The organism is Streptomyces sp. NPDC085460 (genome assembly GCF_044541975.1).
GTDB lineage: Bacteria > Actinomycetota > Actinomycetes > Streptomycetales > Streptomycetaceae > Streptomyces.
Map to the genome: position 1 here is coordinate 211,733 of NZ_JBITTO010000001.1, position 21,720 is coordinate 233,452.

The 21,720-nt window shown below is 76.5% G+C and carries 23 protein-coding genes; 15 read left to right on the plus strand and 8 right to left on the minus strand.

The window, feature by feature from the left end; translation table 11 throughout:
- Window positions 1-48: 48 nt before the first annotated feature.
- Together ACIGHB_RS00900 and ACIGHB_RS00905 are read right to left on the minus strand one after the other, a co-directional pair.
- A complete protein-coding gene (locus tag ACIGHB_RS00900; RefSeq protein WP_399908377.1) occupies window positions 49-1,164 on the minus strand; it encodes an adenosine deaminase in 1,116 nt (371 codons plus the stop codon).
- Window positions 1,165-1,298: 134 nt separating this feature from the next.
- Window positions 1,299-2,060, minus strand: a complete 762-nt coding sequence (locus tag ACIGHB_RS00905; RefSeq protein WP_388873599.1) for a GntR family transcriptional regulator — start codon at window positions 2,058-2,060, stop codon at window positions 1,299-1,301.
- A 158-nt stretch (window positions 2,061-2,218) separates the two neighbouring features.
- Between ACIGHB_RS00905 and ACIGHB_RS00910 the strand changes: the two genes are divergently transcribed.
- From ACIGHB_RS00910 to ACIGHB_RS00920, 3 genes are all read left to right on the plus strand, one after another.
- Window positions 2,219-2,470, plus strand: coding sequence for a LapA family protein (locus ACIGHB_RS00910; protein ID WP_360313762.1), 252 nt, complete (start codon window positions 2,219-2,221; stop codon window positions 2,468-2,470).
- Window positions 2,467-2,829 (plus strand): hypothetical protein, encoded by a 363-nt coding sequence (locus tag ACIGHB_RS00915; RefSeq protein ID WP_360313764.1) that lies wholly within the window; start codon window positions 2,467-2,469, stop codon window positions 2,827-2,829. The genes ACIGHB_RS00910 and ACIGHB_RS00915 overlap by 4 nt, the downstream gene beginning before the upstream one ends.
- 250 nt (window positions 2,830-3,079) lie before the next feature.
- A complete protein-coding gene (locus ACIGHB_RS00920; protein WP_360313766.1) occupies window positions 3,080-3,625 on the plus strand; it encodes a GNAT family protein in 546 nt (181 codons plus the stop codon).
- Here the strand turns inward: ACIGHB_RS00920 and ACIGHB_RS00925 are convergent.
- Complete coding sequence (locus ACIGHB_RS00925) at window positions 3,606-3,941, minus strand: DUF6204 family protein (RefSeq protein ID WP_360313768.1); 336 nt, start codon at window positions 3,939-3,941, stop codon at window positions 3,606-3,608. The genes ACIGHB_RS00920 and ACIGHB_RS00925 overlap by 20 nt on opposite strands.
- Before the next feature lie 234 nt (window positions 3,942-4,175).
- The gene (locus ACIGHB_RS00930) at window positions 4,176-5,012 is read right to left on the minus strand and encodes a methyltransferase domain-containing protein (protein ID WP_399908383.1); all 837 of its coding nucleotides are present in this window, start codon (window positions 5,010-5,012) and stop codon (window positions 4,176-4,178) included.
- Between the two features lie 521 nt (window positions 5,013-5,533).
- Here ACIGHB_RS00930 and ACIGHB_RS00935 point away from each other — a divergent pair.
- Window positions 5,534-6,799, plus strand: coding sequence for an aminotransferase class I/II-fold pyridoxal phosphate-dependent enzyme (locus ACIGHB_RS00935; RefSeq protein ID WP_399908386.1), 1,266 nt, complete (start codon window positions 5,534-5,536; stop codon window positions 6,797-6,799).
- Complete coding sequence (locus ACIGHB_RS00940; protein WP_360313774.1) at window positions 6,796-7,836, plus strand: MBL fold metallo-hydrolase; 1,041 nt, start codon at window positions 6,796-6,798, stop codon at window positions 7,834-7,836. Before ACIGHB_RS00935 ends, ACIGHB_RS00940 begins: the two co-directional genes overlap by 4 nt.
- On the opposite strand, the gene ACIGHB_RS00945 is transcribed toward ACIGHB_RS00940, so the two are convergent.
- Both ACIGHB_RS00945 and ACIGHB_RS00950 read right to left on the minus strand, forming a co-directional pair.
- Window positions 7,816-8,466: a DedA family protein gene (locus ACIGHB_RS00945; RefSeq protein ID WP_399908390.1), complete on the minus strand. Its 651-nt coding sequence runs from the start codon at window positions 8,464-8,466 to the stop codon at window positions 7,816-7,818. The two genes, ACIGHB_RS00940 and ACIGHB_RS00945, sit on opposite strands and share 21 nt — an antisense overlap.
- Entirely contained in the window at window positions 8,463-9,242 is a 780-nt protein-coding gene (locus tag ACIGHB_RS00950) for an MBL fold metallo-hydrolase (RefSeq protein WP_360313778.1), read from the minus strand. The genes ACIGHB_RS00945 and ACIGHB_RS00950 overlap by 4 nt, the downstream gene beginning before the upstream one ends.
- Window positions 9,243-9,332: 90 nt before the next feature.
- Between ACIGHB_RS00950 and ACIGHB_RS00955 the strand changes: the two genes are divergently transcribed.
- The 7 genes from ACIGHB_RS00955 (at window position 9,333) to ACIGHB_RS00985 (ending at window position 16,728) form a co-directional block, all read left to right on the plus strand.
- Window positions 9,333-9,737 (plus strand): hypothetical protein, encoded by a 405-nt coding sequence (locus tag ACIGHB_RS00955; protein ID WP_399908393.1) that lies wholly within the window; start codon window positions 9,333-9,335, stop codon window positions 9,735-9,737.
- A gap of 104 nt (window positions 9,738-9,841) precedes the next feature.
- On the plus strand, window positions 9,842-12,043 hold the full coding sequence (locus ACIGHB_RS00960) for a phage holin family protein (protein WP_399908396.1): 2,202 nt from the start codon (window positions 9,842-9,844) through the stop codon (window positions 12,041-12,043).
- An 84-nt stretch (window positions 12,044-12,127) separates the two neighbouring features.
- The gene (locus tag ACIGHB_RS00965; protein WP_399908399.1) at window positions 12,128-13,558 is read left to right on the plus strand and encodes an amino acid permease; all 1,431 of its coding nucleotides are present in this window, start codon (window positions 12,128-12,130) and stop codon (window positions 13,556-13,558) included.
- A gap of 66 nt (window positions 13,559-13,624) precedes the next feature.
- The gene (locus tag ACIGHB_RS00970; RefSeq protein ID WP_360313786.1) at window positions 13,625-14,032 is read left to right on the plus strand and encodes a hypothetical protein; all 408 of its coding nucleotides are present in this window, start codon (window positions 13,625-13,627) and stop codon (window positions 14,030-14,032) included.
- Window positions 14,033-14,085: 53 nt separating this feature from the next.
- A complete protein-coding gene (locus ACIGHB_RS00975; protein WP_399908403.1) occupies window positions 14,086-14,253 on the plus strand; it encodes a hypothetical protein in 168 nt (55 codons plus the stop codon).
- A gap of 104 nt (window positions 14,254-14,357) precedes the next feature.
- On the plus strand, window positions 14,358-16,160 hold the full coding sequence (locus ACIGHB_RS00980) for an alpha/beta hydrolase (RefSeq protein ID WP_399908406.1): 1,803 nt from the start codon (window positions 14,358-14,360) through the stop codon (window positions 16,158-16,160).
- 151 nt (window positions 16,161-16,311) lie between these two features.
- A complete protein-coding gene (locus ACIGHB_RS00985; RefSeq protein WP_399908409.1) occupies window positions 16,312-16,728 on the plus strand; it encodes a hypothetical protein in 417 nt (138 codons plus the stop codon).
- Here ACIGHB_RS00985 and ACIGHB_RS00990 read toward each other — a convergent pair.
- Window positions 16,718-17,521, minus strand: coding sequence for a helix-turn-helix domain-containing protein (locus tag ACIGHB_RS00990; protein ID WP_399908412.1), 804 nt, complete (start codon window positions 17,519-17,521; stop codon window positions 16,718-16,720). The two genes, ACIGHB_RS00985 and ACIGHB_RS00990, sit on opposite strands and share 11 nt — an antisense overlap.
- 101 nt (window positions 17,522-17,622) lie before the next feature.
- Between ACIGHB_RS00990 and ACIGHB_RS00995 the strand changes: the two genes are divergently transcribed.
- Together ACIGHB_RS00995 and ACIGHB_RS01000 are read left to right on the plus strand one after the other, a co-directional pair.
- On the plus strand, window positions 17,623-17,928 hold the full coding sequence (locus ACIGHB_RS00995) for a 4a-hydroxytetrahydrobiopterin dehydratase (protein WP_360316004.1): 306 nt from the start codon (window positions 17,623-17,625) through the stop codon (window positions 17,926-17,928).
- A gap of 97 nt (window positions 17,929-18,025) precedes the next feature.
- On the plus strand, window positions 18,026-18,763 hold the full coding sequence (locus tag ACIGHB_RS01000) for a class I SAM-dependent methyltransferase (RefSeq protein WP_399909330.1): 738 nt from the start codon (window positions 18,026-18,028) through the stop codon (window positions 18,761-18,763).
- Here the strand turns inward: ACIGHB_RS01000 and ACIGHB_RS01005 are convergent.
- Window positions 18,760-20,388 (minus strand): ABC-F family ATP-binding cassette domain-containing protein, encoded by a 1,629-nt coding sequence (locus tag ACIGHB_RS01005; RefSeq protein WP_399908415.1) that lies wholly within the window; start codon window positions 20,386-20,388, stop codon window positions 18,760-18,762. The two genes, ACIGHB_RS01000 and ACIGHB_RS01005, sit on opposite strands and share 4 nt — an antisense overlap.
- Window positions 20,389-20,666: 278 nt before the next feature.
- Here ACIGHB_RS01005 and ACIGHB_RS01010 point away from each other — a divergent pair, with 278 nt between their 5' ends.
- Window positions 20,667-21,713: a class I SAM-dependent methyltransferase gene (locus ACIGHB_RS01010; protein ID WP_399908418.1), complete on the plus strand. Its 1,047-nt coding sequence runs from the start codon at window positions 20,667-20,669 to the stop codon at window positions 21,711-21,713.
- The last annotated feature ends 7 nt before the right edge of the window (window positions 21,714-21,720 follow it).

Here is a 21,720-nt window from a genome sequence, read left to right on the forward strand (position 1 = left end):
ATCGGGCTTCCACCGGGGAGGACGGCGCCCGCCGCCCTCCCCGGGCCGTCACAGGGCGGCGTACCCCGGGCGCACGACCTCCGCGATCAGGCGCTCGCGCTCGGGCAGCGGCAGGAAGGCGGCCTCCAGGGCGGCGACCGTGAACTCCTCGAAGACCTCGGGGCCGTACCCGAAGGCGTCCGCCATGTGCTGGAACTCCTCGCTCATGGTGGTGCCGGAGACCAGGCGGTTGTCGGTGTTGAGCGTGACGCGGAAGCCGAGGCGGCGCAGCTCGTCGATCGGGTGGGAGCCGTAGTCCTTGGCGGCGCCGGTCTGGAGGTTGGAGGTCGGGCAGACCTCCAGGGCGATCCGGTTGTCGCGGACGTAGGAGGCGAGGCGGCCCAGGGTGCCGTCCTCGGCGATGTCGTCGGTGATCCGCACGCCGTGGCCGATCCGCTCGGTGCCGCAGACCTGCACGGCCTCGTGGATGGACTCGGCGCCGACGGCCTCGCCCGCGTGGATGGTGAAGTGGCAGTTCTCCCGCTTGAGGTGCTGGAAGGCGGGCAGGTGGCGGGCGGGCGGGTTGCCGATCTCGCCGCCGGCGATGTCGAAGCCGGCCACGCCGTTGTCGCGGTGGGCGACGGTGAGCCGGGCGATCTCCAGCGAGCGGTCGGTGTGCCGCATGCCGGTGAGCAGGGCCCGGACGGTGATCCGGCCGCCGGTCTTGCGCTCGCCCTCGCGGAAGCCCTCGTTGACCGCCTCGACGACCTCGTCGAGGGTGAGCCCGGCCTCCAGGTGCTGCTCGGGGGCGTACCGCACCTCGGCGTAGACGACGCCGTCGGCCGCCAGGTCCTCGGCGCACTCGGCCGCGATCCTGACGAGCGCCTCGCGGGTCTGCATGACCGCGCAGGTGTGGGCGAAGGTCTCCAGGTAGCGCTCCAGCGAGCCGGAGTCGGCGGCGTCCCGGAACCAGACCGCGAGCTCGGCCGGGTCCTCGGTCGGCAGCGCGGTGTAGCCGCAGGCGCGGGCCAGCTCGACGATGGTGGCCGGGCGCAGCCCGCCGTCGAGGTGGTCGTGGAGGACGGCCTTGGGGGCGCGGCGGATCCAGTCGGAGACGGCGGCCCGGGCGGACGGGGCGGCCGAGGAGGACGGGGCGGACGCAGCGGAGTTGTCAGACAAGTGCATGGCCGGGAAGTGTACGTCATGACCCGCCCGGCGCACCCGTGGCCACCGGGGAGAAGTCGGTACGGCTCCGAGGGCGGGGGTCCCGTGCGCGCTCCGGTCGCGGGCCGGGGGTGCGGGGCGCCCGGGGCGGAGGCTCAGTGGGACTGGAGGACCGGCAGCGCGGGGGCGCCCGTCGGCAGCATGTGCTTCGCGGCGAGGACGGGGGTGTCCCCGACGCGTACCACCTGGGTGACCAGGACCGCCGGGGTCTCGGCGGGGCGGCCCAGCTGCTCGCCGCGGCGCCGTCCGAGCAGGGTGGCGGTGATCCCGCTGTGGGCGAGCAGGGCGACCTCGCGGGAGGCGCCGACCAGGACCGCGAGCATCGACACGGCGCGGTCCTGCCCCGGGGCGTCCGCGCACGCGCGCAGCGCGGCGGCGAAGGCGGGGTGGACGCGGTCCAGGACCTCGTCGGCCGCCGCCCACTCGTGGCTGAGCGCGGCGGGCCCGGACTCGCCGCCGAGCACCGACTCCCAGAACCGGAGCTCGGCACCGGCCGGGGCCAGCAGGTGCTGGGTGGTGAAGTCGGTGGGCTCCTCCAGGGTGCGCAGCAGCGCCCGCACCCGGGGGCCGGTGCCGCCGCCGATCAGCTCCTCCAGCGGCTGGACGTGCTCGAAGCCGCGCCGGGGCGGCCGGGCGTTGACCGTGCGGCCCACGCCCCGGCGGACCGTGAGCAGCCCGTCCTCCTGGAGGAGCAGCAGCGCCTCGCGCAGGGCCGGCCGGCTCACGCCCAGTTCGGCGGCGAGCCTCGGCTCGGAGGGGAGGGTGGAGCCGGGCGGGTAGGTGCCGTCGTGGACGGCGTCCGCGATCCGCTCGTAGAGCGCCACCACCGGTCGCCGCCGGTGCCCGCTGAGCGCCAAGGCTCCTCCTCGTCCCGTCGTCCGGCCACCACCGTAGCCGCCCAAGGTTGTCTGACAAGTCACCCGGACGGCGTCGTCCACCCGCCCGCCGGGGTGCATGTCCCCCCATTCTGGTCCCACGGGTACGCCCGAGACGGACGACGGAGGAGAGGGCGGGCATGAGTCCCAAGGACACGGCGGGCACGCAACGGGGCGACCGGTTCGGCGCCATCACCCCCGGGCGCATCGGGATCGCGGTCGTCGCGGTCCTGCTGCTCGTCTTCATCTTCGAGAACACCCGCCAGGTCAAGATCCGGCTGCTGATCCCGGAGGTGACGATGCCGCTCTACCTCGCCCTCCTCGCGACCGCCGTGCTGGGCGCGATCTGCGGCTGGTACGCGGCCCGGAGGGGCCCCCGGAGGAACAAGTGAAGCGCGGCGCCCTGATCGGGGCGGGCGCGGCGCTGGCCGTCGCCGCGGTGGCGGCCGGTGCGGCCGGTGACACGGACCTCCGGCGGGCCCGGGAGGCGGCGGCCGGCGCCCGGCCGCCGATGCCGGACTTCCGGGGCGGGGGCCTGTGGCGGGTCTTCACCCGCCTCGACCACCGCACCCGCCTCGACGTCCACGACGCGAGCGGCCGCGACCGGCGCGTCCTGTGGCCGCCGCGCTGGCGTGTCTGCACCCAGTACCCGTCCGCGGGGACGGGCCTCGACCGCCGTACGACGGTCGTGATCGGCGTCCTCCGCAAGGGCGAACCCTGCCCCGTCCGGGTGACCGCGGCCCGCCGCTGACCGGCCCCGCCCCGACTAGGGCGTGTCTGACAATTCCCGTCGGGTCCGGCCCGCCCGGCACGCACGCTCGCCGCACGGCCGAAACGCCCCAGTAGCTCCGCTACAAGGGCGCCCCGGCCGCACGCCGATCGCACGCACCGGACGACCCGGCCTGATCCGACGCCAATTGTCAGACACGCCCTAGGGCCTGTCCGGCGGATCATGGCCGGGGCCACGGCGTGATCCGCCGGACAGGCCCTAGCCTGGGCGCATGCCCGATGATCACGAACCGTTTCTCACGGCCGGGCCCCGCGTGGGGCTGCGGCCGTTCACGCTCGCCGACGGGGAGGAGTTCACCGCCCGGGCCGAGGAGAGCGTGGAACTGCACCGGCCGTGGCTCTTCCCGCCGCGCACGGCCGAGCGGTACGCCGCCTACGCGGGCGCGCTGACCGGGGATCCGGCGCGGGCCGGCTTCCTCGTCTGCGAGCGGGAGGCGGCCGGCCGCATCGCCGGCTTCCTCACGGTCAACAACATCGTCCACGGCGCCTTCCGCAGCGGCGCCCTCGGCTACGGCGCCTTCGCGCACGCCGCGGGGCGCGGCCTGATGGGCGAGGCGCTCGGCCTGCTCCTGGCACACGCCTTCGGGCCGATGGGGCTGCACCGGCTCGAGGCCAACATCCAACCGGGCAACGCCCCTTCGCGCGCCCTGGTCCGCCGCGCCGGCTTCCGCCTGGAGGGCTTCTCGCCGGCGATGCTCCTCATCGACGGGGCCTGGCGGGACCACGAGCGGTGGGCGATCACCGACCCTTGCGGTTGATCTTCATCGTGTCGAGGTCGGTCACGGTCGACCTCAGCCCCGTGTACCCGTGGCCGAGCGCGCCCAGCGCCGCCTCCACCCGCTCCTCGGCGAGCGCGCCCGCCATCTCGTCGCCGTCCTCGGCGTCCGAGGTGACGACCAGCCGGTACGAGAAGTGCCTGAGCGTCCGGTCGTAGCTGAGCGACCCCTCCTCGGTGAACCGCATCGACGCCAGGCCGTGCTCCTCCACCTCGGCCAGCAGCCGCTCCCTGCTCGCGGGCGACAGCCCGTCGAAGGTGCCCCGCACGATGACCCGGTAGGTGTGTGGCGTGCCCATCTCTCGTACTCCCGTGGTGCTCCCGGCGCCCGCCCCGACGGCGGACGACCCTCCACCCTAGGCAGGCCCCCGCGCCGCCCGCGCGCCCTTTTCGGGCGGCGGAAAGACCTGGTCGCGCCCTCGGTCCAGCCGAGCCGGACGGCACGGGTCGACGGGCCCGCACGCGGCCGTGGGGCGTGCCCCGCCGGTCGCCACGGGCTCGCCGCAGGGCGTGCCCGGCCGGTCGCGACGGGCTCAGGAGACGCGGCAGAGGATCTCGCCGTGCGGGACCATGAACCACGCGTCCTCCCGCGCGCCCCACTCGCGCCACGCCGCGGCGATCTCCGCCAGCTCGGCGCGGGTGGCGTGGCCGCCCTCGACCGCCAGCTCCGCGTAGGAGGAGGCGGTCGTGCGGTCCGCCCACAGGCCGCTCCACCAGGCCCGCTCGTCGGCGGTGGCGAAGCACCAGGCGGCCGCCGTGGTGGTGACGTCGGTGAAGCCGGCCTGCCGGGCCCAGGCGAACAGCCGCCGCCCGGCGTCCGGTTCGCCGCCGTTGGCGCGCGCCACCCGGTGGTACAGGTCCAGCCAGCCGTCGAGCGCGGGCCGTTCCGGGTACCAGGCGAAGGCGCCGTAGTCGCTGTCGCGGGCCGCGACGATCCCGCCGGTCCGGCAGACGCGCCGCATCTCGCGCAGCGCCTGGACCGGATCGCCCACGTGCTGGAGCACCTGGTGGGCGTGGACGACGTCGAAGGAGTCGTCGGGGAAGTCCAGGGCGTGGACGTCGGCGACCGCGAACTCCACGTTCTCCAGGCCGCGTTCGGCGGCGGTCGCGCGCGCCTTCGCCAGCACGTCCTCGGCGGCGTCGACGGCGGTGACCCGCCCCGGGGCGACCAGCGCGGCCAGGTCGGCGGTGATGGTGCCGGGCCCGCAGCCGACATCCAGCACGTCGAGCCCGGGGCGCACCTCGCCCAGCAGGTAGGCCGCCGAGTTGGCGGCGGTGCGCCAGGTGTGCGAGCGGAGCACCGACTCGTGGTGGCCGTGGGTGTAGACGGCGGTCTCGTGGACCCGGGACTGCTCGGAGGCGTGCGTCATCGAACCGACTCCCTCGGTGTGGGTGGTGCTTCCACGGTAGGGGCTCGCGACGGATGGTGAGACGGGCGTCTTGAAATGTGGACACCGGACGCTCCGCCCCGCTCGCCCGAACGGGCCGCCCGCGCCGTGGAGTTCGGCGGCGTCCGGGGCGGGTGGTCCAGGAGTGTCCGGCGAGAAAGATCTCGGACTGGAGTTGGTTTCTAGAAGCGACTTCTATATCTTTCCCTCGGGGGGGACGCGCGACGGGGGGCGCGTACCCGCGGGGGCGGCCCGGACCGTGGGGGAAACCGGGCCGCCGCCGCAACTTCCCCGCCCCCGCCCCCGTCACCCGGACGGCCCTCGGCGCCACCCCGGAGACCGGCCGCGTCCACCGGCCCACCACCCGCGCCGGGGCGCCTCGTCGACACGGTCGCCCGTCACCCGGTCACCGTCATCTGGGCGGGCGGACCGGCGCGAACCTTCGTATAAAGGGCTCGGGGATGCCGTGCCCGGCGCCCCCGCGCGCTCAGGAGGTACGGGACATGCGGGAGACGGCTCCGGAAGGCCGCGGCCCGGTGCGCTACGGACCTCCGGCGCCCGAGAGCGGCCGGCCCGTCCCCCCGGGGCTCGCCGCCCTCCTCGCGGCCGCCGCCGGACGGACCTCCCCCGAACCGCCCGGCGGCGGCCCCGTACTGCGCGAGGCCGCCGCCGGCTACTGGTGGCGCCGGGGTCTGCGCGGCCACGCCGAGGACGGCCTCGCCGCGCCCGGCGCGCCCGCCCTGCTCCTGGCCCTGCTCGCCGCCCACGGCGGCGACGTGCTGCTGCCCCGCCCGAGCCCCGCCTGGTGGACCCCGCAGATCCGGCTCCTCGGCCGGCCCGCGTACCACGTGCCCACCACCGCCGAGGCCGGCGGCGTCCCCGACCCGTACGCGCTCCTGGAGACCGTCCGCCGCGTCCGCGCGGAGGGCGGCGACCCGCGCGTCCTGCTCCTCTCCGTCGCCGACGACCCCACCGCCACCGTCGCCCCGCCCGAACTCGTCCGGGAGAGCTGCGAGGCCGCCGTCGCGGAGGGGCTCCACATCGTCAGCGACGAGACCTGGCGCGACACCCTCCACGACCCCCGGGACACCGTCCTGGTCAGCCCCGCCGAGATGTGCCCCGACGACGTCACCGTCCTCGCCGACCTCGCCGGCGGCGGCCTCGTCCCCGCCGCCTGGCCCTGCGCGATCGCCCGCTTCCCGCCGGCCGGCCGCGCCCGCTCCGACCGCTACGGCGACCCCCGGGCCCGCGCCCTCGACGTCCTCACCGCGCTCGGCGCCGTCCTCCCCGCGCCCGTCGCCCCCGCCGCCGCCCACGCCCTCGACGAACCCGAGGACGTCTCCGTACCCGCCCTGCGGGCCGCCGCCGTCCACGGCCGGCTCGCCGCCGCCGCGCACCGCGCCGTCCTCGCCGCCGGCGCCCTCGCCCGGCCCCCGCGGGCCGGCCGCCACCTCTACGCCGACCTCGGGCCGCTCCGCCCCGGACTCGCCGCCCGCGGGGTCACCGACTCCCTGGAGCTGGAGCAGTACCTCACCGCCCGGCTCGGCCGGCCCGTCCCCGGCGGCCACCGCTTCGGCGACGAACTCGGCGCCCTCCGCGTCCGCCTCGACACCGGGCCGCTGCTCGGCACCGACCCGCCCGAGCGCGCCGAGACGCTCGCCTCCCGTACACCGGAGGAACTGCCCCAGGCGGTCCGCGCCCTGGCCGAGCTGTCCGCCGCCCTCGACGACCTGGCCGACCCGACCGCGCAGAACGGAGCCCGCAGATGACCGAACGGACGGCCCGCCCCGCCCCGGCCGCCGAGGCACCGCACCCGGCCGCGCCCGCCACCCCGCCGACCTCCGTCCTCCAGCCGCTCGGCCGGCTCCGCGAGGACTGGCCCCGCACCTTCGCCGACCGGCTCACCGCGCCCCTGCCCGGCGTCCGCGCGCTCGCCCGGCTCGCCAGGGAAGGCGCCGTACGCCCCCGGCCGGAGGGCCTGCGGGACGTGCCGCTGCTGCCCTTCGAGCCCGGCCCGCCGCCGCCCGCGGGCCCCGGCACCCTCGCCGTCACCTGGGCCGGACACGCCAGCTGGATCCTGCGCGCCGGCGGCCTCACCGTCCTCACCGACCCGGTCTGGTCCCGCCGCATCCTCGGCACCCCCGCCCGGCTCACCCCGGTCGGCGTCCGCTGGGAGGACCTGCCGCCGGTCGACGCGGTCGTCATCAGCCACAACCACTTCGACCACCTCGACGCCCCCACCCTCCGCCGCCTCCCGCGCGCCACCCCGGCCTTCGTCCCGGCCGGCCTCGGCCGCTGGTTCCGCCGCCGCGGCTTCACCCGCGTCACCGAACTCGACTGGTGGGAGGCGGCCGAACTGGACGGCGTCCGCTTCGACTTCGTCCCCGCCCACCACTGGTCCAAGCGCACCCTCCTGGACACCTGCCGCTCCCTGTGGGGCGGCTGGGTGCTCACCGACCCCGCGGGCCACCGCGTCTACTTCGCCGGGGACACCGGCTACGGCCACTGGTTCGCCGAGATCGGCCGCCGCCACCCCGGCATCGACCTGGCGCTCCTCCCCATCGGCGCCTACGACCCCCGCTGGTGGCTGCGGGACGTCCACACCGACCCGGAGGAGGCCGTCCGCGCCCACCTGGACCTGGGCGCCCGCCGGATGGCCCCCATGCACTGGGCCACCTTCGTCCTGTCCTCCGAGCCCGTCCTCGAACCCCTCACCCGCGTCCGGGCCGCCTGGGAACGCGCGGGGCTGCCCCGCGAGGACCTGTGGGACCTCCCGGTGGGCGGCTCACGCGTCCTCGTGCCGTAGCACCTCGCCCCGGCCGCCCCGGACCCGCCGCCACACCGCGGGCCCCGCGCTGATCAGCAGCGTCAGGCCCACCGCCGCCACCACGCCCTGCCACGGCTCCGGGAAGAGCGAGCCGCCCAGGACGCCGATCAGCTGGTACGTCGCCGCCCACGCCAGACAGGCCGCCGCGTCCCCGCGCGCGAAGCGGCGCAGCGGCATGCGGGCGAGCAGACAGGCCAGCATCACCGGGATCCGGCCGGCCGGGACCAGCCGGGACAGCACGAGCACCGACACCTGATGGGTGTCGAGGCGCTCCTGCGCGTGCGCGAGGCGGTCCGCCGTCACCCGGGAGCGCAGCGCCGCCAGCCACCGCGAACCGTTCCTCGACCGCACGCCCCGCTGCCCCAGCCAGTACAGCGCCAGATCGCCGAGGAACGCGGCGAGCGAGGCCAGCAGGAAGACGACGAGGAGCGACAGGGGCGAGGACTGGTGGAAGGCGACCACGGCCGCCGAGCTGACGATCGCGCCCGTCGGCACCACCGGCACCAGGGCGCCCAGCGCCACGAGCAGGAACAGCGACGGAAAGCCGACCGCCTGCTGCGTCGACTCCGGCGGCAGGTCGCCCACGGCGGCGAGCAACGCACTTGTCACCGGGCGACCTCCGGCCGCACCCGCTCGCCGTGCGCCGGCCGGTGCACCACGACCTTGGGCGCCAGCCGGGCCGCGTGCCGGGCGAACTCGTCGCCCGGCGCGTGGAACTCGTGCGGGCGCACGCCGTCCAGGCCGATCGGCCAGTACGTGCCGTAGTGCACCGGCACCGCCGCCGCCGGGGAGAGCTCCGCGAGCGCCTGCGCCGCGCGGCCCGCGTCCAGATGGCCGTGGCCCAGGTACGGGCCCCAGCCGCCGACCGGCAGCAGCGCCACGTCCACCGGCCCGACCGCCTCCGCCATGTCGTCGAAGAGACCGGTGTCCCCGGCGAAGTACGTCCGGGCCTCGCCCTCGACGACGTACCCGAGCGCGGGGGAGCGGTGCGGGCCGAACGGCAGCCGCCGCCCGTCGTGCGCCGCCGGCACCGCCCGTACCGTCACGCCCTCCACCGTCACCTCGTCCCCGACCGCCACCTCCGTGAGCCGCAGCCCCGCCGCGGCGAGCCGCCGCAGCCCCGGCACGGCGTCGGGCGCGCCGGCCGGCACCAGCACCCGGGTCCCCGGCGCGAGCCGGGCCAGCGACGGCAGGTGCAGATGGTCGGAGTGCAGGTGCGAGACGAGGACCGCCTCCGCCACGGCCGCCTCGGGCGGCGGCGGGGCGCCGCGGCGGCGCCGCAGGTGCGCGAGGCGCCGGGCGAACAGCGGGTCGGTGAGGAACCGGACCCCGGAGTCCTCGACCGTGCAGGTCGCGTGCCCCCACCAGGTGACCTCCACCGGCATGCCGCCCTTCCGTCGCCCTGCGTCCTCCCTGTCGAGGGTAGAGGCCCGGCGGCCCTCCCGTGGGGCACCCCGGCGCAGTAGGGTCGGCGCATGAACGACGTCCGGGTGGCGGCGATCGCCAGCCTCACCCCGCTCGAAGAACTCGATTCCGAACCGTTCCTCGTCGATACGCGCGGCCAGCAGGCCGCGTGTGCCCGCTGGGCCGTCGAGCGGGGGTACGTCCTCGCCCGCCAGCTCCTCTTCTACGGCGTCCGCCCCGACCACGACGAACTGTGGGCCGATGTGGAGTCGGGGGAGGTCGACCTCTTCGTCGCCGCCAACGAGCGCGTCCTGGCCCGCGCCCTGACCTCGGTCGCCGGCTTCCGCGCGGAGTGCGCCCGCCGGGGCGTGCGGGTGGAGACGGCCGGCGCCGCGCCGCCCGCCTACGACTCCGCGGCCAAGGCGGCGGTCCACCGGCGGCTCTCCATGCCGACCGCCGGCTACGACGGCACCTGACCCGCGGCGGCCCTCACCGTCCGCCCCCGCCCGATGTGCCGTGCGCCCCGCGTGGGTAGGTGTGTCAGGGTAGGGGGACGTTTGGGTGAAAGGTGACGAGCGGCGTGGGCGACGGGCGAAGGGGCGGCGGCACCGACCGCTGGCGCACCGCGGGGCGGACGGCCGTACGCGTGCTCACCGTGTGGGCCGTGTCGACGGTCACCCTCCTCGCGCTCGCCGGGCTGCTGCCCGACTTCCAGCTGCAGTCCGCCGACGGCGACAGCCTGACCAGGACGGCGCTGACCGCCGCGTGGGCGGCCGGCGCCTTCGGTCTGCTGACCGCGCTCGTCTGGCCCCTGGTGGTCCGCGCCCTGCTCCTCGTCCCCGCGCTCGTCCTCGGTCTGCTGGTCTTCTTCCTGAACGGTTCGCTGCTGCTCGTCGCGCTCTGGCTGATCCCGGACGGGCGCGGGGCCGCCGACCCGGAGACGGCGGTGGTCGTCGCCGCCGTGATGTCCGCCGTCGCCTCCGCGACCTCCACCGCGCTCGCCGTCCGGGACGACGACGCCTACCGCCGCCGGCTCTACCGGCTGACCGGCCGCACCCGCCCCCGCGACCCCCGGACCGTCCCGGCGCCCCCGCCGGGCACGGTCTTCCTCCAGCTCGACGGCGTCGGCCACGAGGTGCTGCGGTCGGCCGTCGCCGACGGCGTGATGCCGACGGTGGCCGGCTGGCTGGACGCGGGGCACCGGCTCACCCCGTGGCGGACGGACTGGTCGAGCCAGACCGGCGCCAGCCAGCTCGGCATCCTGCACGGCAGCAACGAGGACGTGCCGGCCTTCCGCTGGTACGAGAAGGACACCGGCCGGCTCATGGTGTCGAACCGGCCGGCGAGCGCCGTGGAGCTCCAGCGCCGGGCCGTGCGCCGCACCGGCGACGGCGGACTGCTCACCCTGGACGGCGCCTCCCGGGGCAACCTCTTCAGCGGCGGCGCCGACCAGGTGGCGCTGGTGCTGACCGTGGCGGCCCGCCGGGGCCGCCGGAACCGCTCGCGCGCCGGCTACTTCGCGTACTTCTCCGACCCGGCCAACGCGGTCCGCACCGCCGGCTCCTTCGTCAACGAGGTCGTCCGCGAGGTGGCGCAGTCGACCCGGGCCCGGCTGCGCCGCGAGCGCCCGCGGATCCCGCGCGGCGGCACGTACCCCTTCGTCCGGGCCTTCGCGACGGTGATCGAGCGGGACGTGGTGGTCGCCGCCGTCATGGGCGACATGCTCGCCGGCCGGACCGCCGTCTACGCCGACCTGGTGGCGTACGACGAGGTGGCCCACCACTCGGGACCGCGGGGCCGCGACACCGACCAGGTGCTGCGCCGGCTCGACCGCTCCCTCGCCCTGGTCGCCCGGGTCGCCGAGCACGCGCCCCGGCCGTACCGGATCGTGCTCCTCTCCGACCACGGACAGAGCCCGGGGGAGACCTTCGAGGGGGCGTACGGGCTGACGCTGAAGGACCTGGTGCGGGCGGGCTGCGGGCTGCCGGTCTCCCGCCGGGTCGGCAGGACCCGCAGCGGCGCGGAGGCCAGGGACGCCGCCAGGGACGCGCTGCGCAGCGCCCTGCACCGGCCCGTGGAGACGGGTGAGGAGGCCCAGCGGGAGCTGCCCGCCCGTCCGTCGGAGCCGGTCGTCCTCGCCTCGGGGAACCTGGGCCTGATCTCCTTCCCCGACGTGCCGCGCCGGATGACGAAGGAGGAGATCGACCGGCGCCACCCGGCGCTGCTGCGGACCCTCGCGCAGCATCCGGGGATCGGCTTCCTGCTGGTGGCGAGCGCCGAGCACGGCTCGGTGGTGCTGGCCGCCGACGGGGTCGAGGTGCCGGTGGCGGAGCTGGCCGACGACGGGCCGCTGGCGGTGTTCGGCCCGGGCGCGGCCGACGCCGTCCGGCGCACCGACGGCTTCCCGCACGTCGCCGACGTGATGGTCAACTCGATGTACGACCCGGCGACCGGCACCGTGCACGCCTTCGAGGAGCAGATCGGCTCGCACGGCGGGCTCGGCGGGGAGCAGGCGCACCCCTTCCTGCTGTCGCCGCCGGAGCTGTCGCCGCCGATCGAGGAGGGCACAGAGGGCACAGAGGGCACAGAGGGCACAGAGGGCGCGGAGCTGGTGGGCGCGGAGCGGGTGCACCGCGTGCTGCGCCGCTGGCTGCGCGAGAGCGACGGGCCGCAGGTGCCGCTGGAGCGCCCGGCGGCGACTCGGGAGGATTCCCTGCCCGAAGCGGAAGCGGAACCAGTTCTTCCGGTCAAGGGGCCGGTCGTGCCGGACAAAAACCACTGATTTGGACAGGTGTTCGCCGTCGTCGACCATGGTCCGGTTCCGGAGCGATGTCCGGTTCTGCACGACGGAAGGCGCACCACCCCCATGAGCACGGCCCCCACGGCCCCCGCCACGCCCACGCCCACCCCCACCTCCACTCCCACGCGGCAGGACACCGGCGGACAGCACACCCGGCGCTTCGGACTCCCGATCGCCACGGCCCTGGTCATGGGCAACATCATCGGCGGCGGCATCTTCCTCCTGCCCGCCTCCGTCGCCCCCTTCGGCACGATCAGCCTCGTCGCCTTCGGCGTCCTCACCCTCGGCGCCCTCGCCCTCGCCCTGGTCTTCGGCCGGCTCGCCCGCCGCCACCCGACGACCGGCGGCCCCTACGTCTACGCCCGCGCGGCCTTCGGCGACTTCGCCGGCTTCCTCGCCGCCTGGTCGTACTGGATCACCGCCTGGGTCTCCAACGCGGCCCTCGCCGTCGCCGCCGTCGGCTACCTCGACGTCCTCCTGCCCCTCCACGGATCGACGACCGCGACGATCGCCGCCGCCCTGCTGATCCAGTGGCTGCCCGCCCTCGCCAACCTCGCCGGCACCCGGTACGTCGGCGCCGTCCAGCTCGTCGCCACCGTCCTCAAGTTCGTCCCGCTGCTGCTGGTCGCCGTCGGCGGGTTCTTGTTCTTCGACAGCGCCAACCTCGGCCCCTTCCGGGCCGGCGACGAGAGCGCGCTCGGCGCCGTCTCCGCCTCCGCCGCGATCCTCCTCTTCAGCTACCTCGGCGTCGAGTCCGCCGCCGTCAGCGCCGGCGAGGTCCGCGACCCGCGCCGCAACGTCGGCCGCGCCACCGTCCTCGGCACCCTCGCCGCCGCCGCGCTCTACCTGCTCACCATGGTCTCGGTCTTCGGCACCGTCCCGCACGACGACCTCGTCGGCTCCAGCGCCCCCTTCGCCGACGCCGTCGACCTCATGTTCGGCGGCGGCTGGGGCGGCACCGCCGTCGCCTGCATGGCCCTCGTCTCCATGCTCGGCGCCCTCAACGGCTGGACCCTGCTCAGCGCCCAGACCCCCTACGCCGCCGCCCGCGACGGCCTCTTCCCGAAGGTCTTCACCGTGAAGCGGCGCGGCGTGCCCACCGTCGGCGTCCTCGTGACCGTCGTCCTCGCCTCCCTGCTGACCGTCTACAACTACACGGCGGGACCGAGCGGAGTCTTCGAGATCCTCGTCCTCGTCACCACCTTCACCGCCACCGTCCCCTACCTGCTCTCCGCCGCCGCCCAGATCTACTTCCTGCTCTCCGGCCAGGCGGACCGGGTCTCGCGCTCCCGGCTCGTCCGCGACACCCTCCTCGCCCTCGCCGCCTTCGGCTTCTCCCTCTGGCTCGTCGCCGGATCCGGCTACGCCGCCGTCTACCAGGGCGTCCTCTTCCTCTTCGCCGGCGTCCTCGTGTACGCCTGGATGGCCGCCCGCCGCCGCGCCGCCGCCACCGGGGGAGACGCCGCCGAGGCGGTGAATCCGGCCCCGGAGGCGTAGTCCAGGAGGGCGGATCTCCCGCCCGGACGGAGCGCCGGCCGGCCCGGCGGGGCAGTACGGATCACCGTGAGCCCCGCACCCCGGCCGGCCCACCCGGCCCGGCCGCACCGCGCGCCCGCCACCCCGGCGGGCACTCCGGCACGCGTCCGGCGGCTCCTCCTCCTCGTCTGCGGCGCGCTGCTCGTCCTCGCCGCCCTCGCCGCGACCGGCCCCGCGGCCGCCCTGCCGGGACCCGCCGCCGAACCCCGGCCGGCCGGCGCGCCCGCCGTGCCGGACCCCGTCGGCGAGACGTACGAACCCGGCCCCGCCGAGGCCGGCCTCCCCGGCCGCACCCGGCACCGCAGGACCCGCGTCCGCCCCGTCCCGCCGCCCCCGCGCCCCCGCGCCGCCCGCCGCGCCCCCCGGCGCGGCGCCCCCCGTCCCGTACCCGCTCCGCGCGCGCTCCCGCACCGGCGGGTGGTGATGCGCTGCTGACCGGCCCCGCCGCAGCAGCCCCCACCCATCCCGCACCCGCGAGGAGCACCACCATGACGTCAGACCCGTACGCCGTCCTCCAGGCCCTGCTGCGCGCCGAGGTCGCCCGTGGCCGCCGCGCCGCCGAGCACCCCGCCGAACCGGCGCCCGCGCAAGCGGCCCCCGAGCCCGATCCCGCCCCGGCGGGACCGCGCCCGCACCGGGAGCCCCCGGCCCGCTGACCCGCCGGGACCGGCCGCCCTGCCCCGCGCCGGGCGGCCGGATCCGTCCGCCCGCCGGAGAATCCGGTTTGCGGTCACCCGTCCGCCCGTACCAGGCTGACCGGATGACCTCGACCGACCGGACCACCCACCCCGATCGGTCCACGGGACCGCGCTCCGGCCCGGCCCCCGGCACGGCCCGGCGCGCCGCCCGGCGCGCCGCCGCCTTCGCGCGGCGGCCCTACTGGGACCGGCCCGACCCCGCGTACCGGGTCCGGCGCTGGCCCGACCTCACCGCGCTCTGCCTCGCCACCGTCTTCTTCTGGTCGAGCCTCAGCCCCTCGCTCGTGCCCCGCCCCTGGTACCTCCAGGGCATCGTCGGCGGCATCACCGCCGCCATCGGCTACGCCCTCGGCTCCACCCTCGCCTGGCTCTTCCGGGCCGTCGTCCCCCGCCCGCCGGGCGAGCGGATACGGGCCCGCTGCTGGCAGGCGTACTGGCTGCTCGCCCCCGTCGCGAGCGTCTGGCTGATCTCCGAGTCGGCCCGGATGCAGCGCCGGCTGCGGGTCCTCCAGGACCTGCCGCCCTCGCTCACCTGGCACACCCCGATGATCGCCCTCATCGGACTCGCCCTCCTGGCCCTCGCGCTGGTCCTCGCCCGGCTCGTCCGGCTCGCCGCCGTCACCCTCATCCGGCTGCTCGGCCGGCTCCTGCCCCGCCCCGCCGCCTACGCCACCGGCGCGCTGCTCACCGCCCTCGCCGTCCTCGTCGGCGTCCGCGACATCGTCTACGACCGGGGGATCGTCGACATCGCCGACCGCATCGCCGCCGCCACCAACGGCGGCACCAAGGCCGGCATCGAACGCCCCGCGTCCCGCTACGTCTCCGGCGGCCCCGGCTCCCTCCTCGACTGGGACGCGCTCGGCTACCAGGGCCGCAACTTCACCGGCTCCACACCCACCCGGGCCGCGCTCACCGCCTGGAGCGGTCGCCCCGCCCGCGACCCCGTCCGCGTCTACGTGCCGTCCACCCCGCCCGTCGCCTTCTCCGACGACCGCCCCTTCGCCGCCCAGGCCGCCCTCGCCGTCCGCGAACTCGACCGCACCGGAGCCTTCGACCGGGCCGTGCTCGCCGTCGCCGGCACCACCGGCACCGGCTGGATCGACCCGAACGCCGCCGAGGCCCTGGAGTACATGTACGGGGGCGACACCGCGATCGTCGCCGTCCAGTACTCGTACCTGCCCAGCTGGGTCTCCTTCCTCGTCGACAAGGAGAAGGCCGGCCAGGCCACCCGCGCCCTCGTCGACGCCGTACGGGCCCGCCTCGACACCCTGCCCGCCGACCGCCGGCCGACGTTCGTCGTCACCGGCGAGAGCCTCGGCGCCTACGCCGTCGAAGCCTCCTTCGGCACCGCCGACGCCCTCCTCGCCGGCACCGACGGAGCCCTGATCATGGGCCCGCCCGACTTCTCGCCGATCTCCCGCGAGCTCCGCCGCGACCGCGACCCGGGCAGCCCGGTCTGGCGCCCCCAGTACGAGGGCGGCAGCCGCGTCCGCTTCGCCCAGTTCCCGGCCGCCGACCTCGCCCGGCCGTCCGCCGTCTGGGAACACCCCCGCGTGGTCTACCTCCAGAACGCCTCGGACCCGGTCGTCTGGTGGTCGCCCGACCTCCTCCTCGACCGGCCCGCCTGGCTCTCCCGCCCGCTCGGCCCGGACATCACCCCCGAGATCCGCTGGTTCCCCTTCGTCACCTTCTGGCAGACCTCGGTCGACATGGCCGTCTCGTACGGCGTCGACGCCCCGCACGGCCACCGCTACGGCGCCGGGGCCGTCGACGGCTGGGCCGCCGTCGTCCCGCCCGCCGGCTGGACCGACGCCGACACCACCCGGCTCCGCGCCTTCATCGGGCACCGCCAGGCCGCCTACTGACGGGCCGTCCGGCGGCCCGCATGACCTCCGGGGTAATCGACCCGCGCCCTCCTGAGGCGGCAAGCTCTTCACCACCGGAACCCGGGCGGCGCACTCCGCCCGGGCGCCGGGCCCCACCGTACGAGCGACCCCTTCAGGAGGGTGATCCGTCATGTCCCAGGCCCTGCTCGCCGGACTCTCCCGCACCACCCAGCCGCAGTCCATGGTGCGCCGGTTCCTCGCCCTCGACGCCGCCGTCACCGGGGCCAACGGCCTCGCCTACGCCGTCGCCGCCGGCCCGCTCGGCGAACTCCTCGGCGTGGACCGCACGCTCCTCCTCGGCCTCGGCGTCTTCCTCACCGCCTACGCCGCCGGCGTCGCCTGGCTGGCCGCCCGCCCGCAGCCCCCGGTGCTCGGCGTGAAGCTCGTCATCGACGCCAACCTGCTGTGGGCCGCCCTCAGCCTCGTCGCGCTCGCCGCCTGGCTGGAGCCCACCACCGCCGGAGTCGTCTGGACCCCGGTGCAGGCCGGCACCGTCGCGGGCTTCGCCCTCCTCCAGTGGGCCGCGCTGCGCGCCGCTACGCGCTGAGGGACCGCAGGTACTCCCCCGTCGCCGGGTCGGCCGGGAGCATCGTCTCGATGGCCAGCTCGGCGACGGTCACGTCCATCGGCGTGTTGAAGGTCGAGATCGACGACACGAAGGACAGCACCCGCCCGTCGTGCTCGATCCGCAGCGGCAGCGCGAAGTACGGGTACGGCTCGGGATCCTCCTGGTCGCCCGGGTGCGGCTCCGGCAGCGGATACGCCGCCACCTCCTCGTACAGCGCGCGCAGCGCGTCCGAGCGGGCGTAGGCGATCTGACGCTCCATCTGGGCCAGCAGATGCCCCCGCCACTCGCGGAAGTTGCGGATCCGGGGCGCCAGGCCCTCCGGGTGCAGCGTGACCCGCATGACGTTCATCGGCGGGGTCAGCAGATGCTCCGGCAGCCCCTCGATCAGCAGCGCGATCGCCCGGTTGGCGGCCACCACCGTGTACGAGCCGTCCACCACCAGCGCCGGGTACGGGTCGTACCCCTGGAGCAGCCGCTCGATGCCCTCCCGCAGCGTCTCCAGCTCCGGCGCGTCGAGCGCCGACTCCGCGTACCGGGGCGCGTAACCCGCCGCGAGCAGCAGCACGTTGCGGTCCCGCACCGGCACCTCCAGGTGCTCGGCGAGCCGGAGGATCATCTCCTCGCTCGGCCGCGAACGCCCGGTCTCGACGAAGGAGATGTGCCGCGCCGAGGAGTCCGCGCGCAGCGCCAGCTCCAGCTGGCTCAGCCGCCGCCGCTCCCGCCAGTCGCGCAGCAGGGGCCCCACTCCCGTGTCGTTCACGACTGTCGTCATGGGCAGACGGTATCTCAGAGGGGTGACCCGGGTACGTTCCCCCGGGGGCACATCCGCACCTCGAACCCGCCCCGCGCACCACCGACCGGAGGGAGCACCCCGTGCCCACGCAGCCGCTGTCGCAGAAGGAGATCGAGGACCGACTGCGGGAGCTTCCCGGCTGGTCCGTCGAGGACGCGCGCCTGGTCCGCTCCTACCGGCTCGCCGACCACTTCGCCGCCACCGCCCTCGTCGTCCACGTGGCCCAGATCCAGCAGGAGCTGGACCACCACTCGGATCTGACGCTCGGGTACGACTCGGTCGCGGTCTCCGTCCACACCCACTCCGCCGGCGGCGCCCTCACCGACAAGGACTTCGCCCTCGCCGAGCGCGTCGAGGCCATCGCCCCCGCCCACGGCGCCCACTGACACACCGTCCGCCCGCCGCGCCACGCCGGGCCCCGCCCACCCGGGCCGGATCGTTCGCCACGCCGGCCCCCGTACGATCCCCGGCATGGCGGACACCCTGCTCGACTACGAGACCGAGGCGGCGCACTACGACGAGACCCGGGGCGGTGTGCCCCGAGCGGAGGCGGCGGCCGGAGCCGTGCTGCGGCTCCTGCCGCCCGGCGCCCGCACCCTCCTCGACCTCGCCTGCGGCACCGGCCTCGTCACCGAGCGGATCGCCGGGGCCGGACTGCGCGTCCTCGGCGCCGACGCCGCCCACGCCATGCTCAGGACCGCGGCCGGGCGGCTGCCCGGCCGGGTGGTCCGCGCCGACGCCCGCCGGCTGCCGTTCCCCGACGCGAGCCTCGACGCCGTCTGCGCGGTCTGGCTGCTCCACCTGGTGCCGTACACCGGGGAGATCGTCGCCGAGGCCGCCCGGGTGCTGCGCCCCGGCGGCGTCCTCGCCGTCACCGTCGACAAGGACGCCGCCCACGACGTCGGCAGCGACATCGACGCCCTGCTCCGGCCGCACCGGTCGGCCGCCGCCGCCCGCGACCTGGCCGGGCGCGTCGGCGCGCTCGCCGCCGCGCACGGCCTCGCCCCGGCCGGGGCCACCGCCTTCACCGGGCACGGCCAGGGCGCCACCCCGCGAGGCACCGCCCGCAGGCTCCGCGCCGGCCACTACGCCTCCTGGTTCCGCGGCGACGCGGCCACCACGGACACCCTCGCGGGAGCCCTGGCTGCCCTCCCGGACCAGGACCGGCCCCGCGCGGACCCGGAGTACCGGCTCGTGGCCCACGCGAAGCCCGTCCCCTAGGAGGAGACGCGGCCCCCGGCCAGTTCGAGCCGGCGGCCGGTGAAGCGCTCGCGGAACTCCCGGTCGTGCGAGACCGCGACCACCGCGCCCGGGAACGCGGCGACCGCCTCCTCCAGCTCCTCCACCAGCGCGGGCGCGAGGTGGTTCGTGGGCTCGTCCAGGACCAGCAGGTCGGCGGGGCGGGAGACCAGGAGCGCGAGTTCGAGCCGCCGGCGCTGACCGGCCGACAGCGCGGCCACCGGCACCGCCAGGTCCTCCTCCCGCAGCAGCCCCAGGGCGAGCAGCTCACCCGCGTGCTCCTCCGGCGGTCCCGGTCGGCCCTCCGCCCAGACCGCGAGGGCCGTGCGGCGGGTGGGGGAGTGCGGCAGCTCCTGGGCGAGGTGACCGACCCGGCCGGCCCGGCGCACCACCCCCGCGTCCGGGGCGAGTTCGCCGGCGAGCACCCGCAGCAGGGTCGTCTTCCCGGCCCCGTTGGGCCCGGAGACGAGCAGCCGCTCACCCGCCTCGATCCGCAGCTTCTCCACGGCGAGCCGGCCGCCGACGACCACGTCCTCCAGCTCCACGAGCGGCCCCTCGGGCGGCTCAGCGCCGTCCCCGGCGAACCGCCCGTCGAAGCGCAGCGGCTCCGGCGGCGCGGCCACCGGCTCCCGCCGCAGCTCCTCGAGCCGGCGGCGGGCCGTCCGCACCTGCCCGGAGAGCTTGTTCTCGCTGGAGCGGCGGTGCTTGCCGAAGCCCTGGCGCGGATCCTTCCCGGTCGCCGCGAGCCGCTGCCCCGCCGCCGCGACCAGCTCCTCGGTGCGGGCCACCTCCTCCCGCCACTCCAGGTGCTCCTGCGTCCGGCGGCGCCGCTCGGCGGCCTTCGCCGCCCGGTAGCCGGTCCAGCCGTCCCCGTACCGCAGCACGGTCCTGGTGTCCCGGTCGACCTCCAGGACGGTGGTGGCGAAGCCGGTGAGGAACGCGCGGTCGTGGGTGACGACGAGGGCGGTGCCCCGGTGCGCGGCGAGCCGCGCCCGCAGCCAGTCCACGGCGTCGCGGTCGAGGTGGTTGGTCGGTTCGTCGAGCAGCAGCAGCTCGGCCCCGGAGGAGAGGACGCAGGCGAGGGCGAGCCGTGCCTGCTCGCCGCCGGAGAGGGTGGCGAGCGGCCGGTCGGCGGTGACGTGGCCGAGGCCGAGGGCGTCGAGGGCGGCGGCGACCTCGGCGTCCGCGCGGTAGCCGCCGCGCTCCTCGAAGCGGTCGAGGAGTTCGCCGTACGCGGCGAGCTCGTCGGGGCCCGCCGCGCCGAGACCCGCCTCGGCGGCCCTCAGCTCGGCCTCGAGCTCGCGGAGTTCGGCGAGGGCGAGGTCGAGGGCGTGCCGGACGGTGTCGTCCGGGCCGACGGGGTACGTCTCCGGCAGCGTCTGGGCGAGCCGGGCGACGGAGCCCGGGAAGCGCACCAGGACCTCGCCCTCGTCGGGGGCCAGGGTGCCGTCGAGCAGCCGGAGCAGGGTGGACTTGCCGGAGCCGTTCTCACCGACGACGACGGCCTTCTCGCCGGGGCGGACGGTGAAGGAGACCTGGTCGAGGATGCGGCGGTCCCCGAAGGCGACGCCGGCGTGACGGAGGGAGAGCTGAGCGCGTTCGCGCATGGGTGTTCCTCAGGTGGGTTCGTGGAATCAGGGCACACGAAACCGGCGCACGGCCGCGACGGCGGCCGGGCCGGTACCCGGAATCAGAGGAAGTAGTAGTGGAACGCACCCATACGCCCAGGCTAACAGCGGGACCGGGAAACCCCCCGGGACTTTTGTCCCCGGCCTGCTCGCCGGGCCGGCGGCGGACCTCCCGCGCCGTGCGGCGGGCTCCCGAGGCGTTTGCCGTACCGGCAACTTTTCTTGCGCCGCGTCGAGGGGCGGCGCAGGCTGGTCCCATGACCCAGCACCGCGAAGCCCCCGCGCCCGCCCCGGCCCCGCAGGCCCACGACCACGGGCCGGGCCACGACCACGGGCCCGGCCACGACCACCCTCACGGCGCCGGTCACGGCGCCGGTCACGGCTCCTCCCACGGTGACGGACCCGGCCACGACCAGTCCCACGACCAGTCCCACTCCCACGACCACTCCCACGGCGACGGCGCCGCGCTCGACTGGGGCCGGCTCGCCCCGCTCCTGGAGCGCCAGGCCGAGGTCGCCGGCACCTCCTACCGCGAGGCCGCCGCCTGGCTCGGCACCCTCGTCCCGGCGATCGGCGTCCGCAGGCTCCTCGACGTCGGCAGCGGTCCCGGCGTCATCACCACGCTCCTCGCGGAGGCGTTCCCCTACGCCGAGGCCGTCGCCGTCGACGCGACGCCGGAGCTCCTGGAGCGGGCCCGCGCCCGCGCCGAGGAGCGGGGCCTCGGCCACCGGGTCGCCACCCTGCGCGCCGAACTCCCCGCCGACAACGGCACCCTGGGCGAGGCCGACCTGCTGTGGGCGGGCAACTCGCTGCACCACATCGGCGACCAGCGGGCCGCGGTCGCGGACCTGGCCGAGACGCTGCGCCCCGGAGGTCTGATCGCGCTCGTCGAGGGCGGGCTGCCGCCCCGTCATCTGCCCCGGGACATCGGCATCGGCCGCCCCGGCCTGGAGGCCCGCCTCGACGCCGAGCACGCCGGCCAGTTCGCCCGGATGCGCGCCGAACTGCCCGGCTCCACCCGCGAACCGGACGACTGGCGCGCCCTGTTCGTCTCCGCGGGCCTCACCCCGGCCGGCACCCGCACCTTCCTCGTGGACGTGCCGGCACCGGTCCCGCAGGTCGTCCGCGAGCTCGCCGTCAGCCACTTCGGGCGGCTCCGCGAGGGCTTCGGCGAGCGGCTGGACGCCGAGGACCGCGCCACCCTCGACCGCCTCCTCGACCCGGCCGACGCGCAGTCCCTGCACCGGCGCACGGACCTCTTCCACCTGACGGCCCACACGGTCCACACCGCCCGCAAGGGCTGAACCGCGC